Source organism: Mycobacterium sp. H4Y (assembly GCF_000364405.1).
Lineage (GTDB): Bacteria > Actinomycetota > Actinomycetes > Mycobacteriales > Mycobacteriaceae > Mycobacterium > Mycobacterium intracellulare.
In genome coordinates, this window is sequence record NZ_AKIG01000001.1 from 1656239 (window position 1) to 1670501 (window position 14263).

Consider the following 14263-nt stretch of genomic DNA (forward strand, 5'->3'; position numbering starts at 1 on the left):
CCCTCATGCACGCCGAGACCGAGCAAGTCATCGAAACCCCGAGTGACCTCACCGCCTCCTGGTTGGCCGCGGTGATCGGCACCGGAACCATCGCCGATTTCTCGGTCGAGCGCATCGGCACCGGCCAGATGAGTGAGTGCTACCGCATCCGGCTCAACTACGCGCAGGCCGACGGCGGGCCCGAGTCGGTGGTGCTCAAGGTCGCGGCCACCGACCCGGTGAGCCGGCAGACCGGGCTGGCGCTGGGACTCTACGAGCGGGAGGTCCGCTTCTACGGCGACATCGCGCCTCGACTGGGCGGGCCGATCGCGCCCTGCTATCACGCGGCGGTCGACACCTCGACGGGCGTGTTCGACCTGCTGCTGGGCGACGCGGGCCCGGCCGTGGTCGGCGATGAAATCGCCGGCGCCACAATCGAACAGGCCCGCCTCGGCGCCGTCGAACTCGGACGGCTGCACGGCCCGCTGCTCGGTGACGTCTCGCTGGCCGAAGCGCCGTGGCTCAACCGCGAGGCGCCGCTGAACCAGGCGATGATCACCCCGCTGTACGCCGGATTCGTCGACCGTTACGGCGACCAGATCGCACCGGAGCACCGCGTGGTGTGCGAGCGCCTGGTTGCCGCGTTCGACGCCTACCTCGACCAGGAGGCCCAGGCGTCCGGGATACAGGGCCTGGTGCACGGCGACTACCGGTTGGACAACATGCTGTTCGGTACCTCGGGCGCCGACCGCGCGCTGACGGTGGTCGACTGGCAGACGGTGTCGTGGGGCCCGGCACTGACCGACCTGTCCTATTTCCTCGGGTGCGCGCTGCCCACCGAGGACCGCCGCGAGCACTACGACGCGCTGCTGCGGGCATACCACGAGGCGCTGGGAACCGGGGCGCCGCTGACCCTGGCCGACGTCGCCGACGGCGTGCGCCGGCAGAGCTTTTTCGGCGTGATGATGGCGATCGTCTCCTCGATGCTGGTGGAGCGCACCGACCGTGGTGACCAGATGTTCATGACGATGCTGCGCCGGCACTGCGATCACGTCCTGGACACGGACGCGCTGGCGACGCTGCCCGCCACGGTGGCGCCCGAGCCATTGCAACCGGTGCCCGAGGATGAGCTCGCCCATGAGCCCACCCCCGAACCGCTGTGGAGCGAGAGCTGGTACGCCGACTTCGCCGACACCGCACAGGGATTGGGCGGCTGGTTCCGCCTCGGCCTGGTGGCCAACGAGCAAACCGCATGGGTGCACGTGCTGCTGTGCGGCGCCGGCATGCCCACCGTCGCGGTCGACGCGCAGGTCCCGCTGCCGGCGGACCCGTGGACGGTGCGCACCGACGAGTTCGAGCTCGGACATTCCGCCGGTACGCCGTTGCAGAGCTACCGCGTCGATGTGCGGGCGAGGGCTCAGGCTTACCCCGACCCGGCTGCGCTGTTGCGTGGGGAATCCGGCACGCCCGTCGCGATGTCCATGAACCTGGTGTGGGACACCGACGGCACCCCATACCAGTACGGGCTCACGACGCGATATGAGATTCCCTGCACCGTCTCGGGCACCGTCACCGTCGGCGACACCAGCTACCGCCTCGACGCGGTGCCCGGCCAGCGCGATCACTCCTGGGGTGTTCGCGATTGGTGGAGCATGGATTGGATCTGGAGCGCACTGCACCTGAACGACGGCACCCATCTGCACGGCGTCAACATCCGCATCCCGGGTGCACCGGCATTCAGCATCGGCTACACCCAGCGCGCCGACGGCCGGGTCGCCGAACTGCAGACCGTCGACTCACGAGAGTCCTTCGACGACAACGGGTTACCGCTGGAGGCGACGCTGACGCTCAACCCGGGGGAGATCACCGCCAACGTGGACGTCCGCGGCCAGGCGCCGGTCCGGCTTGTCGCCGCCGACGGGCGGGTCAGCCAGTTCCCCCGCGTCTGGGCCACGATCACCACCGCCGACGGGCGCAGCGGCGTCGGCTGGCTGGAATGGAACCGCAACCTCGGCGAACAATCCGGGTGAGCCGATCGGCTCCCGTCGTGGTGATGGGCGTATCCGGATCGGGCAAGTCGACGGTCGGGGCGGCGCTCGCGCGACGCACGCGGGTCCCGTTCGTTGACGCCGACACGCTGCACCCGGCCGCCAACATCGCCAAAATGGCGGTCGGCGAACCGCTCGACGACGACGACCGCTATCCCTGGCTGGACAAGGTCGGCGAATGGCTGACCGCCCACCGCGACGGCGGGGTGGTGAGCTGTTCGGCGCTGAAAAAGGAGTACCGCGACCGGCTGCGCGCGCACTGCCCGGGCGTCGAGTTCCTGCATCTGTCCGGTTCGGCGGAACTGATCGCCGGCCGGCTGGCGGCCCGGACCGACCACTTCATGCCGGCCGCGCTGCTGCGCTCGCAACTGGACACCCTTGAGGCCCTCGGCCCGGACGAGGCGGGCATGACCGTCGACGCCGGCCAAGACGTCGAGGCGATCGTCGACGCCGTGCTGCGGCAGCGCGGCTAGCAGGGCCAAACGCGCCGGTGTATCATTCTGCTACAGAACGTAACGACATGCTGCGCCCCAGGAGGAAGTCATGGCCGACGCTCCCGATCGTGTGACCCGGGTGGCGTCCGACCTGATGGACAGCGCGGCCTCCGAAGGCGCCCGCCAGAGCCGTTCGGCCAAGCAGCAACTCGACCACTGGGCGCGTGTCGGGCGCGCGGTGTCCAGCCAGCACACCGCCTCGCGTCGGCGGGTCGAGGCCGCGATGGCCGGCCAGCTGGCGACCGGCGAACTCACCGTCGAGGAAGGCGTGGTGTTCAACGCCGAGATCTCCGCGGCTATTGAAGAAAGCCTGGTGCACGCCAACTACGGGGCGACGCTGGCCGGGCATGGGGTCACCACGGTCGCCCTCAACGAGGACGGCGACATCGTCGAGCACCTGCCCGATGGCGCCGCCGTAATGCTGGCGCGCGGGCGCTGACCCGGCGTTCGCCGGCGCGGTCCGATGCAGCGACTTGACCTGGTGGTCGGGCCGAACGGTGCCGGCAAGTCGACCTTCATCGCGTTCACCCTGGCGCCGCTGTTGCCCGGCAGCCCGGTCGTCAACGCCGACGAAATCGCAAGGCAGCGCTGGCCGGGGGAGTCGGCGGGGCGCGCCTACGAGGCCGCGCAAATCGCCGCCGACACGCGCGCGAAGTTGATCGACCTGGGGCGGTCGTTTATCGCGGAGACCGTGCTTTCCCACCCGTCGAAGCTGGACCTCATCCGCACCGCCCACCGAGCGGGCTTCACCGCCGTCCTGCACGCGATGCTCATCCCGGAAGACCTTGCCGTCGAACGTGTCCGGCACCGCGTGCGGGCCGGCGGCCACGACGTACCGGAAACCAAGGTTCGCGAGCGCCATCGTCGCTTGTGGACACCGGTCACCGACGCCATCGCGCTTTCCGACGTCGCCACCGTCTACGACAACAGCCGGCTGCGCGGGCCGCGCATTGTCGCCCGCCTCAGCGGCGGCATGACGATCGGTTCACCGGACTGGCCGGCGTGGGCTCCGGAGATCTTGCGGTCACACTGGCCGGACTAGCTGCACCAGTCCGACGTAATCACCAGGACAGCTTGCGCCGACCGGTCTCGACCTGACCGCCGCCGCGCTTGCGCGCGGTGTCGGCCAAGTGGCCGCCGCGCTTGCGCGCGGTCTCGGCGAGTTCCTCGGAGCGCGCCCGCGCCGTGTCGGCCAGCTTCTCACTGCGCTTGCGCGCCTTCTTGGCGAGCTTCTCGCTGCGTTTGCGCGCCTTCTTTGCCAGCGGTGCGGCCCGATCGGCGGCCTCATCGGCGAGCTCTTCGCCGCGCTTACGCGCCTTCTCGGCCAGATAGGCCGCGCGGTCGGCGGCCTCGTCGGCCCATTCCTCCCCACGCTTGCGGGCCTTCTTCGCCAGCGGCTTGCTGCGCTCGGCCGCGGTGCTGGCCAACTCGCGGCCGCGCTCCAGCGCGGTCTCGGCATACGGCGCACCGCGCTGCGCCGCCGTGCTGGCCAGTTCGCGGCCGCGTTCCAGCGCGGCTTCGGCGTAGGGCGCACCCCGTTCCGCCGCGGTGCTGGCCAGTTCGCGGCCGCGTTCGGCGCCGACGTGCAGGCCGTGCGCGATCCGGTCGCCCAGCTCCGACAATTCGCCGTCGAAGGCCGAATCGTCGGATCCGGGCCACGCCGACGACACCCGCTCGGAGAGCCGTTCGGCCGCGCGGCGTCCACGCCACCCCAGCGACGGCTTGCCCGCGGTGTCGGCGGAGGCGATCAACAGTCCGCCCAACAGGCTCAGGTCGGTCAGAAACTGCTGCCGTTTCTGGGCTTTGACCGCCGGATCGCTTTCGTTCCAGAACGAGTGCGCCCCAATGTTGGCCGGTAACACCGTCACCGCCAGCGCGGCCGAAGCGATGCGCGGAAGCTTCCCGCTGGCGAGCAGCAGGCCACCACCGATCTGGACGGCCGCGGTGATTTGGGCGACCGTCTCGGGGTCGCTCGGAATGTTGGCGCTCACCGAATCCGGCAACGCCTGCAAGCCGTCCACTGCCGGCGCCGCCGCCTGGGCCGCCGATTTGGGGTTGAGTAGTGAATTGACTCCTTGCCCGATGAATGCGACTGACAACAGGGGTCGCGCGATTCTCCTGATCACCATGGCCGGTGTATTACCCGACTGCCTGTCGAGCAAACCGTGACGCCGATTTGCGCAGCTAGGGCGGCGCTCCGGCCCAGCGGGATAGTGTGGAGCCCGTGCGAGCGTTGATCGTCGTCGACGTGCAAAACGATTTCTGCGAGGGCGGCGCCGTGCCGGTGGCCGGCGGCGCCGCCGTGGCGCCCGCCATCAACGCCTACCTGTCTAGCGCGCCGGGCTATCGCCACGTGGTGGCCACCCAGGACTTCCACATCGACCCGGGCGGGCATTTCTCCGACCGGCCGGACTATTCCTCGACCTGGCCGCCGCACTGCGTCGCCGGAAGCGCGGGCGCCGAATTTCGGCCCGACTTGGACACGGCGCGCTTCGATGCCGTCTTTCGCAAAGGCGCGTACTCCGCGGGGTACAGCGGGTTCGAAGGTGCCGACGAGAACGGGACCCCCCTCCTGGAGTGGTTGCGGCAGCGCGGCATTGACGACGTCGACGTGGCCGGCATCGCCACCGACCATTGCGTCCGGCGGACCGCCGAGGACGCGGCGCGGGCGGGTCTGAGGACCCGGGTGCTCGTCGACCTGACCGCGGCCACAACAGCGGATGCGGCCGCCCAGGCGCTGGCGGAATTGGAATCCGTCGGCGTCGAATTGGTGGGGGGATCGTAATGGTGGTGCCGCTGGACCGGGAACGTCTACTCGCGGCGGTGGAGCGCTCACCGCAGGCGGCCGCCGCGCACGATCGGGCCGGATGGGTGGGGCTGTTCACCGGCGACGGCCGCGTCGAGGATCCGGTGGGCTCGCGGCCCCACGTGGGGCATGAACAGATCGGCCGTTTCTACGACACGTTCATCGGCCCGCGTGACATCAAATTCCACCGCGATCTCGACATCGTCGTCGGCACGACGGTGTTGCGCGATCTCGAGCTCGAGGTCGCCATGGGCCCCGCCGTGACCATGTACATCCCCGCATTCCTGCGCTACGACCTCCGAGAAGCCAACGGCGAGTGGCTGATCGGCGAACTACGGGCGTACTGGGAACTGCCCGCCATGATGGCGCAGTTTCTGCGCACCGGACCGGGCGCGGCGAGCCCGGCGCTGCACCTGTCCAAAGGCCTGCTGACCAATCAGGGATGGCGGGGGACCGCGGGATTCATGGCCGGATTCCGTCGGGCGGGGGCACGCCACCAACGGCTGGTGCGGACATTCCTCGCCGCCGCCGCGCGAGGAGACGCATTCGCCGCGGCACGCGCGCTGTCATCAACGGCCCCAATAACTTTGGGTGATCGCGATCCGCTTGAGCTGGCCGAATTGGTGGAACAACTGGACGGGGCCGGCGCGACCAAGACCAAGAGCGCCGGCCCGACGGTCGCGGTCTCCATCAACTCGGGCCACGGGCGCGCCATCATGTTCGCCGATGTGACCCGGCGCGGCAACGCGATCGAGCGGATCCGGTACTTTCCCGGCTGATCCGACGATGTTCAGTGGGCGACCATCAGCGCCAGCGACGTTGCGGACAGGCACAAGTAGGCCCCGGGGAACGCGATGTTGTACAGGACGCGCGCCTTCACATGCGTCAACACCGCGCCGACGAAAAACAGGACCAGGCCTGCGGCGGCGGCGATGCCCAGTTCGCGGGCGCCCAGCAGCCCGACCACGATCCCGGCGGCTCCGGCCAGCTTCACGGCGCCCAGCGCCGGTAACCACGAACGCGGTACCCCGACTTGGGCGGAGTTCGCCAGCACGAATCGAGCCGGAACGAAATCGGCGATGGCGATCGCGGCGGTGACGGCCGCGGTCGACAGGGTGATCACGACAAGTGCGGTGTTCATGTGGATCAATCCCTTGTCGCGCAGCGAGTTCCGCGGCGAATTGTCTGGTTACTGAGCGCGCCGCGGCGCACAATCGGTAGGGTCATGGTGTTGGTCTCCTTCGCAACAGGAAGTCCAGTGGATGCGGTCATCTCCTTGACGATTCCCGTGCAGAAAAGGTGACCCATGAGCGCAACAACGGATTTGGTGGCTCTCGCGGAGCGTTTCGACGCGGATCGGCGGCACCTGCGATCGGTCGCGTTCCAGCTGCTGGGTTCGGTGGCCGACGCGGACGACGCGGTGCAGTCGGCGTGGCTGAAGGCCAGCCGCGCGGACTTTCGGGCCGTCGACAACCTCTCCGGTTGGTTCACGACGATCACCGCGCGCGAGGCGCTGGACCAGCTGCGGGCGCGCAAGCGCCGCGCCGAGCAACCCCTCGCCGAACCCGACGAGCTGGACCGGCTGGCCGGGGCGGCGTCGGCGCCTGCCGACGAGGACGCGCTGCTGGCGGAGTCGGTGAGCAGCGCCCTGCTCGTCGTGCTCGACCGCCTCTCACCGGCACAGCGCGTCGCTTTCGTGCTGCACGACGTGTTCGCCATGCCGTTCGAGACGATCGCCGCGTTGTTGCATCGGTCGCCGGACGCGGCGAAGAAACTCGCCAGCCGGGCCCGCGGCCGGCTGCAGGCCGCCCCGGCCGCCCAGCCCCGCAGCACGGCCGGCCACCTCGAGGTGGTGGAGGCGTTCCTGGCGGCCTCCCGCGGTGGCGACATCGCCAGCCTGCTCGAGCTGCTCGCACCCGACGTCGTGCGCACGGTTGACCGCTCCCTGGTCCCCGCGGACGTGCCCACCACGGTGCGCGGCGCCAGGCAGGTCGCCGAGGAGACCCGCCGCTTCGCCCGGCGGGCGCGCGCCGGTGCTGTCATGCTCATCGACGGGGCACCGGGCATCGTGATCGCCGCCCGTGGGCGCGCTCAGGTCCTGCTGGTGATCGGCATCGGAGCCGACGACCGCATCCACACGATCGACATCACCGGCGATGCCGAGCGCATCCGCCGGGCGGCGCTTACGCTGCCGGCCCGGCCGATCCAGGAACATCACAAGCTCGTCGGGTACCAAGGACGTCAGACACAACCGGCCAACGGCCGGGAACGCGGCTAGACCGGGAGAGCCATGCTCGACAAGCCGTTCGGACGGCGCAGCCTGCTGCGGGGCGCCGGCGCGCTGTCCGCCATCGCGCTGGCACCGTGGTCCGCCGGCTGCGCTCCCGACGACGACGCGCTGACCTTCTTCTTCGCGGCCAATCCGGACGAGCGAGAGGCGAGGATGCGCATCATCGACGAGTTCGCGCGCCGCCACCCCGACATCAAGGTGCGTGCGGTGCTGTCCGGGCCGGGCGTCATGCAACAGCTTTCGACGTTCTGTGTCGGCGGCAAATGCCCCGACGTGCTGATGACGTGGGAACTGTCCTACGCGGAACTCGCCGACCGCGGTGTGCTGCTGGATCTGAATCCTCTGTTGGCGCGGGACAAAGCGTTCGCCCAGCAGCTCAAGGCGGACAGCATCCCGGCGCTGTATGAGACGTTTGCGTTCAACGGAAGCCAGTTCGCCTTTCCCGAACAATGGTCGGGAAACTACCTGTTCTACAACAAGCGGCTGTTCGCCGACGCTGGGGTGCCCGCCCCGCCCACCACGTGGCAACGGCCCTGGGATTTCAGCGGATTCCTGGACACCGCCCGCGCGCTGACCAAGCGCGACGCCTCCGGGCGGGCGGCGCAGTATGGCTTCGTCAACACCTGGGTGTCGACCTACTCGGCGGGACTGTTCGCGATGAACAACGGCGTCCCCTGGTCCAACCCGCGGCTGAATCCGACCCACCTCAATTTCGATGATGCCGCCTTCCAGGAGGCGGTGCAGTTCTACGCCGACCTGGCCAACGAACACCGGGTCGCGCCCAATGCATCGGAGACGCAGTCGATGTCCACCCCCAACCTGTTCGCGGTGGGACGGGCGGCGATCGCGCTGGGCGGGCACTGGCGCTACCAGACCTACCTTCGCGCCGAGGACCTCGATTTCGATGTCGCGCCGTTGCCGGTCGGCCCGGCGCTCGCCAACGGGCGTGCGGCGTGTTCGGACATCGGCGCCACCGGGCTGGGCATCTCGTCGACCAGTCCACGCAAGGAGCAGGCCTGGGAGTTCGTGAAATTCGCGACGGGTCCGGTCGGCCAGGCGCTGATCGGTGAATCCTGCCTGTTCGTTCCCGTGCTGCGGTCGGCGCTCAATTCGGAAGGATTCGCCAACGCCCATCGGCGGATCGGCAATCTCAGCGTGCTCACCGAGGGCCCGGCGTATTCGCAGGGTCTGCCGATCACCCCGGCCTGGGAGAAGGTGAATGCGTTGATCGACCGCAACTTTGGCCCCGTCCTGCGCGGACGCCAACCGGCCACGTCCTTGGCCGGCCTGTCCCGCTCCGTCGACGAAGTGCTACGCAGCCCATGACCGCGATTCATTCGGGTGGCGCGGCCACCCCTGCGCCGAAGGCGGGCGCAACGGTCCCGGAAAACCCGAGCCCATGGCGCCGCCACGCGTGGGCGGGCCGGCTGTTCGTCGCTCCCAATTTGGTGGCCGTCGCCCTGTTCATGCTCTTTCCGCTGGGCTTCTCGCTGTACATGAGCTTTCAGCGGTGGGACGTGTTCACACCGCCGAAATTCGTGGGGCTGAAGAACTTCGGGGAGCTGTTCACCGCGGATCCGCTGTTCCTGATCGCGATCCGCAACACGGTGATCTTCACCCTGGGGACCGTGGTGCCCACGGTCGTCATCAGTTTGGTTGTCGCCGGTGTGCTGAACCAGAAAGCCAGGGGCATCGGCATTTTCCGCACCATTGTCTTCCTCCCATTGGCCATCTCGTCGGTGGTCATGGCGGTCGTGTGGCAGTTCGTTTTCAACACCGACAACGGCTTGCTGAACATCATGCTCGGCTGGGTGGGGCTCGGCCCCGTCCCATGGTTGGTCGAGCCCCACTGGGCCATGGTCTCGCTGTGCATCGTCAGCGTGTGGCGCAGCGTACCGTTTGCCGCCGTCGTCTTGTTGGCCGCGATGCAGGGCGTCCCGGAGACGGTGTACGAGGCGGCCAAAATCGACGGGGCAAGCGAGATAAGGCAATTCGTCTCGATCACGGTGCCGTTGATCCGAGGATCGATCTCGTTTGTGGTCATCATCTCGGTCATCCATGCCTTTCAGGCGTTCGACATGGTCTACGTCCTCACCGGCGCCAACGGCGGACCGGAATCGGCGACCTACGTCCTGGGCATCATGCTGTTCCAGCACGCGTTTTCGTTCCTCGAGTTCGGATACGCGTCCGCGCTGGCGTGGGTGATGTTCGCCGTCCTGCTGGTGCTGACCGTCGTGCAGTTGAAAGTGAGCCATCGACGTTCTTTGGAGACTTCGCGTGGGCTTAAGTGAGGGGGTCGTCAGGCGCACCGCCTTGCGCGGCGGCATGGTCTATGCCGCGCTGCTCGGCATCGCCTGGTGCGCGCTGTTCCCGATCGCGTGGGCGGTGTCGGGCTCGCTGAAAACCGAAGGCGAGGTCAGCGAGCCCACCCTGCTGCCGGCGCACCCGCGGTGGTCCAACTACACCGAAGTGTTCGCGCTGCTGCCGTTCGGGCGGATGTTCTTCAACACCGTGCTGTACGCGGGGTGCGTCACCGCGGGGCACGTGTTCTTTTGCTCGCTGGCCGGATATGCGTTCGCGCGACTGGATTTCCGCGGCCGCGACGCGCTGTTCGTAATGTATTTGGGTACGTTGATGGTGCCGTTGACGGTGACGGTGATCCCGCAGTTCCTCGTCATGCGGACCCTGGGATGGGTCGACACTCCGTGGGCAATGATCGTGCCGGGCTTCTTCGGTAGCGCGTTCGGCACGTACCTGATGCGGCAATTCTTCCGGACCCTACCGACCGATCTGGAGGAGGCGGCGATACTCGACGGTTGTTCGCCATGGCAGGTCTATTGGCGCATCCTGCTGCCCCACGCCCGGCCGGCGGTCATGGTGCTCGCGGTGCTCACCTGGGTCAACGTCTGGAACGATTTTCTCTGGCCGTTGTTGATGATTCAGCGCAACAGCCTGGCCACGCTGACGCTGGGGCTGGTCCGGATGAAGGGTGAATACGTTGCCCGGTGGCCGGTCCTGATGGCAACCTCGATACTCATCATGCTGCCGTTGGTCGTCATCTACGCGTTCGCGCAACGCTCGTTTGTCCGCGGCATCGCGGTCACGGGGATGGGTGGCTGATCGTGGCCTCGGTGAGCTTCGAGCAGGCGACGCGGCGCTATCCCGGAGCGGATCGCCCGGCGCTGGACAACCTGGATCTCGTTGTCGGCGACGGCGAGTTCGTCGTTCTGGTGGGGCCATCCGGATGCGGCAAGACCACCTCGCTGCGGATGGTGGCCGGGCTGGAAACCGTGGACTCCGGACGCATTCGGATCGGTGACCGAGACGTCACCCGTGTCGATCCCAAGAACCGCGACGTCGCGATGGTCTTTCAGAACTATGCGCTCTACCCGCACATGACGGTGGCCGAGAACATGGGCTTTGCCATGAAGATCGCCAAAACCCCGAAGGCGCAGATCCGTGAACGGGTATTGGACGCGGCGAAATTGCTTGACCTGCAACCGTATCTCGATCGCAAACCGAAGGACCTGTCCGGCGGCCAGCGTCAGCGAGTGGCGATGGGGCGCGCGATCGTGCGCCGGCCGCAGGTGTTCCTGATGGACGAACCGCTGTCCAATCTCGATGCGAAACTGCGGGTGCAGACCCGCAACCAGATCGCCGCATTGCAACGGCGGCTGGGTACGACCACCGTCTACGTCACCCACGATCAGGTCGAGGCGATGACCATGGGTGACCGCGTCGCCGTGCTGCGCGACGGCGTGCTACAGCAGTTCGCCCCGCCCCGGGAGCTCTACCGAAACCCGGCCAACGTCTTTGTGGCGGGTTTCATCGGGTCGCCGGCAATGAATTTGTTCACCCTGCCGCTTGTGGATTCCGCCGTGTCGCTTGGTGATTGGCCCGTCGCGGTGCCGCGGGAGATCGCCGGTGCCGCGGGGGAGGTCGTCGTCGGGGTCCGTCCCGAACACTTCGAGGTGGGCGGCCTCGGTGTCGAAATGGAGGTCGACGTGGTGGAAGAACTGGGTGCGGACGCCTACCTGTACGGGCGAATCACCGGCTCCGGCAAGGTCATCGATGCGCCGATCGTGGCGCGCGCCGACGGACGCAATCCACCGGCAAGGGGCAGCAGGGTGCGCCTGCACCCGGAGCCGGGACACGTGCATTTCTTCGGCGTGGATGGTCGCCGACTGTGTTGATCGTGCTCGCGGTTTTCGGCGTGCCGCGCCGGGACAGCCCCGCCCGGTCCGGCTAGGCTGGTGGCAGTGAGTGACGTGCGTGCCGACCTGGTGTGCGAAGGCGGCGGTGTCCGGGGGATCGGACTGGTGGGAGCGGTGGACGCGCTCGACCAGGCCGGGTACCGGTTTCCCCGGGTCGCGGGAAGCAGCGCGGGCGCGATCGTCGCCTCGCTGGTGGCCGCCCTGCAGGTCGCCGGTGAGCCGATCAGCCGGTTGGCCGACATCATGCGCTCCATCGATTACCGGAAGTTCCTCGACCGCAACCTGATCGGGCGGGTTCCGCTGATCGGCGGCGCCCTGTCCCTGCTGACGTCGGACGGTGTGTATCGGGGGGCCTATCTCGAGCAGCTGCTCGCCGGGCTGCTCGGTGATCTGGGCGTGCGGACGTTCGGCGACCTGCGCACCGGCGAACAGCCCGAACAGTTCGCGTGGTCCCTGGTGGTGACGGCCAGCGACCTGTCACGGCGCCGGCTGGTGCGAATCCCCTGGGACCTCAGCACGTATGGCATCGACCCCGATGACTTTTCGGTCGCGCGCGCGGTCCACGCGTCGTCGGCCATCCCGTACGTGTTCGAACCGGTTCGGGTCGCCGGCGCCACATGGGTGGACGGCGGATTGCTGTCGGACTTTCCGGTGCAGTTGTTCGACCGGCCGGATGGCCAACCACGGTGGCCCACATTCGGAATCCGGCTGTCGGCACGTCCCGGCATCCCGCCCACGCATCCCGTCCACGGCCCGGTGTCGTTGGGGTTCGCCGCGATAGAGACGCTGGTGAGTAACCAGGACAACGCCTACATCGACGATCCCTGCACCGTCCGGCGCACCGTCTTCGTGGCCGCCGACGAAGTCAGCCCGATCGACTTCGACATCACCGTGCAGCAGCGTGAGGCCCTTTACCGACGAGGATTGCAAGCGGGCCAACAGTTTCTGCAGACCTGGAACTACGCCGACTATCTCGCCGCGTGCGGCGGCCCGGTGCCTAAAACAACATGAGGGCGCTGAATTCGGACGCGGCTACCCGCGCGAGCATCGCATCACATGAACGCGACGCTGGACACGCTCGACGTCCTCGGGTGTCGGCAGCTGGTTGGTGATCCGGGTGATCTCCACCCCGATGTCGATCGGGCTGATCGGCCAGACGCGACGCGCGATGAGATCGCTTGCGATGGCGCTGATGTCGTGGCCGCAGAGTCGTCGGCGCGTCAACGCCACCAACGGCACGTGACCGGGGGCCGGCATGCCGGTGGGGTAGCCGGCCCGCACAAACGCGACAATGCTTGTCACCCAATGCGACAAGTCCATACGTCCACCTCGCTAACCGCCGCAAGTTGCGCATGAGCGGCAGTGCTTGCCTTAGCTAGCAACGTACCATCGCCGACGCGATCAGCCAGGTAACGCCACACAGTTAAACGCATGTTTTTGCGGCGTGCCCGCGCTGGTGCCCCCAGAGTGATCTTGCCGACTATCGCCACACCCTGGCGCGCCGTAACACTGTTTGGGCGCAAGGCTTTCTAGGATTGCCGCGTGGTGGATCGTTATGGGAGCGATGTGTTGGCCGCGGGGCGACGCAAGCCGCGCTCGACCGAACACCCGGCCGACCTGGGCCTGGTTGTCGAGGACGTCGAAACCGGCTACGTCGGCGCGGTGGTGCGCGTCGAATACGGTCGGGTGGACCTGGAAGACCGACGAGGCCATGTGCGCGGCTTTCCTTTGGGCCCTGGGTATTTGCTCGAAGGCCGCCCCGTCATCCTCACCGCGCCTCGACGGGCGGCGCCCGCCGCCGCGACCAGGACGGCGTCGGGCTCGGTCGCGGTGCCCGGTGCCCGGGCACGGGTCGCCCGCGCCAGCCGAATCTATGTCGAGGGCCGTCACGACGCCGAACTCATCGCCCAGGTGTGGGGCGAGGACTTGAAGATCGAAGGCGTCGTCGTCGAGCAACTCGGCGGCGTCGACGATTTGGTGGACATCGTCGCCGAATTCGCTCCCGGGCCGGGGCGGCGTCTCGGAGTGCTCGTCGACCACCTCGTCACCGGCTCCAAGGAAGCCCGCATCGCCGACGCGGTGCGGCGGGGCCCGGGCGGCGCCGACACCCTCGTCGTCGGTCACCCCTACGTCGACATCTGGCAGGCCGTGAAGCCGCAGCGGCTGGGGCTGGCCGCCTGGCCGGACGTGCCGCGGCAGGTGGACTGGAAACACGGCGCGTGCCAGGCGCTGCGCCTGCCGCACGCCGATCAGGCCGACATCGCCCGGGCGTGGCGGCATATCCGTTCGCGGGTACGCGACTGGAACGATCTGGAGCCGGCGCTGATCAGCCGGGTCGAGGAACTCATCGACTTCGTGACGCAGCCGGCCCGCTGACCTCGGCGCCCGAATGGCCAGGCCGCCAGGAGCCTTTCGGGTCGGCTACGCTAAGC

The 14263-nt window shown here is 68.2% G+C and carries 16 protein-coding genes; 13 read left to right on the forward strand and 3 right to left on the reverse strand.

All coding sequences use genetic code 11. The features are described from left to right. Positions 1 to 5: 5 nt before the first annotated feature. The 4 genes from W7U_RS07310 (at position 6) to W7U_RS07325 (ending at position 3563) form a co-directional block, all read left to right on the forward strand. Positions 6 to 2009, forward strand: a complete 2004-nt coding sequence (locus tag W7U_RS07310) for a phosphotransferase (protein WP_008256417.1) — start codon at positions 6 to 8, stop codon at positions 2007 to 2009. Then, entirely contained in the window at positions 2006 to 2500 is a 495-nt protein-coding gene (locus tag W7U_RS07315; protein WP_008256418.1) for a gluconokinase, read from the forward strand. Before W7U_RS07310 ends, W7U_RS07315 begins: the two co-directional genes overlap by 4 nt. A gap of 70 nt (positions 2501 to 2570) precedes the next feature. Continuing rightward, complete coding sequence (locus W7U_RS07320) at positions 2571 to 2960, forward strand: hypothetical protein (protein WP_008256419.1); 390 nt, start codon at positions 2571 to 2573, stop codon at positions 2958 to 2960. Positions 2961 to 2984: 24 nt separating this feature from the next. Next, entirely contained in the window at positions 2985 to 3563 is a 579-nt protein-coding gene (locus tag W7U_RS07325) for an AAA family ATPase (RefSeq protein WP_008256420.1), read from the forward strand. 19 nt (positions 3564 to 3582) lie between these two features. Here W7U_RS07325 and W7U_RS07330 read toward each other — a convergent pair whose 3' ends face one another. After that, a complete protein-coding gene (locus W7U_RS07330; RefSeq protein ID WP_008256421.1) occupies positions 3583 to 4650 on the reverse strand; it encodes a DoxX family protein in 1068 nt (355 codons plus the stop codon). Between the two features lie 95 nt (positions 4651 to 4745). Here W7U_RS07330 and pncA point away from each other — a divergent pair, with 95 nt between their 5' ends. Both pncA and W7U_RS07340 read left to right on the forward strand, forming a co-directional pair. Next, complete coding sequence (gene pncA, locus W7U_RS07335) at positions 4746 to 5306, forward strand: pyrazinamidase PncA (protein ID WP_008256422.1); 561 nt, start codon at positions 4746 to 4748, stop codon at positions 5304 to 5306. After that, positions 5306 to 6106, forward strand: a complete 801-nt coding sequence (locus W7U_RS07340; RefSeq protein ID WP_036428851.1) for a ketosteroid isomerase family protein — start codon at positions 5306 to 5308, stop codon at positions 6104 to 6106. The genes pncA and W7U_RS07340 overlap by 1 nt, the downstream gene beginning before the upstream one ends. Before the next feature lie 11 nt (positions 6107 to 6117). Here the strand turns inward: W7U_RS07340 and W7U_RS07345 are convergent, their stop codons facing one another. Next, positions 6118 to 6468, reverse strand: a complete 351-nt coding sequence (locus W7U_RS07345; RefSeq protein ID WP_008256426.1) for a DoxX family protein — start codon at positions 6466 to 6468, stop codon at positions 6118 to 6120. Positions 6469 to 6633: 165 nt separating this feature from the next. Between W7U_RS07345 and W7U_RS07350 the strand changes: the two genes are divergently transcribed. From W7U_RS07350 to W7U_RS07375, 6 genes are all read left to right on the forward strand, one after another. Next, on the forward strand, positions 6634 to 7605 hold the full coding sequence (locus tag W7U_RS07350; RefSeq protein WP_008256428.1) for a sigma-70 family RNA polymerase sigma factor: 972 nt from the start codon (positions 6634 to 6636) through the stop codon (positions 7603 to 7605). A gap of 12 nt (positions 7606 to 7617) precedes the next feature. Further along, complete coding sequence (locus W7U_RS07355) at positions 7618 to 8943, forward strand: extracellular solute-binding protein (RefSeq protein ID WP_008256430.1); 1326 nt, start codon at positions 7618 to 7620, stop codon at positions 8941 to 8943. Continuing rightward, positions 8940 to 9908 (forward strand): sugar ABC transporter permease, encoded by a 969-nt coding sequence (locus W7U_RS07360; RefSeq protein ID WP_008256432.1) that lies wholly within the window; start codon positions 8940 to 8942, stop codon positions 9906 to 9908. The genes W7U_RS07355 and W7U_RS07360 overlap by 4 nt, the downstream gene beginning before the upstream one ends. Further along, complete coding sequence (locus W7U_RS07365; RefSeq protein WP_008256434.1) at positions 9895 to 10737, forward strand: carbohydrate ABC transporter permease; 843 nt, start codon at positions 9895 to 9897, stop codon at positions 10735 to 10737. The genes W7U_RS07360 and W7U_RS07365 overlap by 14 nt, the downstream gene beginning before the upstream one ends. A 2-nt stretch (positions 10738 to 10739) precedes the next feature. After that, positions 10740 to 11810, forward strand: a complete 1071-nt coding sequence (gene ugpC / locus W7U_RS07370; protein WP_008256437.1) for a sn-glycerol-3-phosphate ABC transporter ATP-binding protein UgpC — start codon at positions 10740 to 10742, stop codon at positions 11808 to 11810. 66 nt (positions 11811 to 11876) lie between these two features. Further along, positions 11877 to 12842 carry a patatin-like phospholipase family protein gene (locus W7U_RS07375; RefSeq protein WP_014711575.1) on the forward strand — a complete coding sequence of 322 codons (966 nt, stop codon included), beginning with the start codon at positions 11877 to 11879 and terminating at the stop codon, positions 12840 to 12842. 21 nt (positions 12843 to 12863) lie between these two features. Here the strand turns inward: W7U_RS07375 and W7U_RS07380 are convergent, their stop codons facing one another. Beyond that, positions 12864 to 13151, reverse strand: coding sequence for a DUF3349 domain-containing protein (locus tag W7U_RS07380; protein WP_008256440.1), 288 nt, complete (start codon positions 13149 to 13151; stop codon positions 12864 to 12866). A gap of 222 nt (positions 13152 to 13373) precedes the next feature. Between W7U_RS07380 and W7U_RS07385 the strand changes: the two genes are divergently transcribed. Beyond that, complete coding sequence (locus W7U_RS07385) at positions 13374 to 14207, forward strand: DUF3097 family protein (protein WP_014711576.1); 834 nt, start codon at positions 13374 to 13376, stop codon at positions 14205 to 14207. The last annotated feature ends 56 nt before the right edge of the window (positions 14208 to 14263 follow it).

What these genes read in the sequence shown, in the direction of transcription:
- W7U_RS07310 (WP_008256417.1), top strand. Translation starts at nt 6, where the DNA reads ATGCACGCCGAGACCGAGCAAGTCATCGAAACCCCGAGTGACCTCACC.
- W7U_RS07320 (WP_008256419.1), top strand. Translation starts at nt 2,571, where the DNA reads ATGGCCGACGCTCCCGATCGTGTGACCCGGGTGGCGTCCGACCTGATG.
- W7U_RS07325 (WP_008256420.1), top strand. Translation starts at nt 2,985, where the DNA reads ATGCAGCGACTTGACCTGGTGGTCGGGCCGAACGGTGCCGGCAAGTCG.
- W7U_RS07330 (WP_008256421.1), bottom strand. Translation starts at nt 4,650, where the DNA reads ATGGTGATCAGGAGAATCGCGCGACCCCTGTTGTCAGTCGCATTCATC.
- W7U_RS07340 (WP_036428851.1), top strand. Translation starts at nt 5,306, where the DNA reads ATGGTGGTGCCGCTGGACCGGGAACGTCTACTCGCGGCGGTGGAGCGC.
- W7U_RS07345 (WP_008256426.1), bottom strand. Translation starts at nt 6,468, where the DNA reads ATGAACACCGCACTTGTCGTGATCACCCTGTCGACCGCGGCCGTCACC.
- W7U_RS07350 (WP_008256428.1), top strand. Translation starts at nt 6,634, where the DNA reads ATGAGCGCAACAACGGATTTGGTGGCTCTCGCGGAGCGTTTCGACGCG.
- W7U_RS07355 (WP_008256430.1), top strand. Translation starts at nt 7,618, where the DNA reads ATGCTCGACAAGCCGTTCGGACGGCGCAGCCTGCTGCGGGGCGCCGGC.
- W7U_RS07360 (WP_008256432.1), top strand. Translation starts at nt 8,940, where the DNA reads ATGACCGCGATTCATTCGGGTGGCGCGGCCACCCCTGCGCCGAAGGCG.
- W7U_RS07380 (WP_008256440.1), bottom strand. Translation starts at nt 13,151, where the DNA reads ATGGACTTGTCGCATTGGGTGACAAGCATTGTCGCGTTTGTGCGGGCC.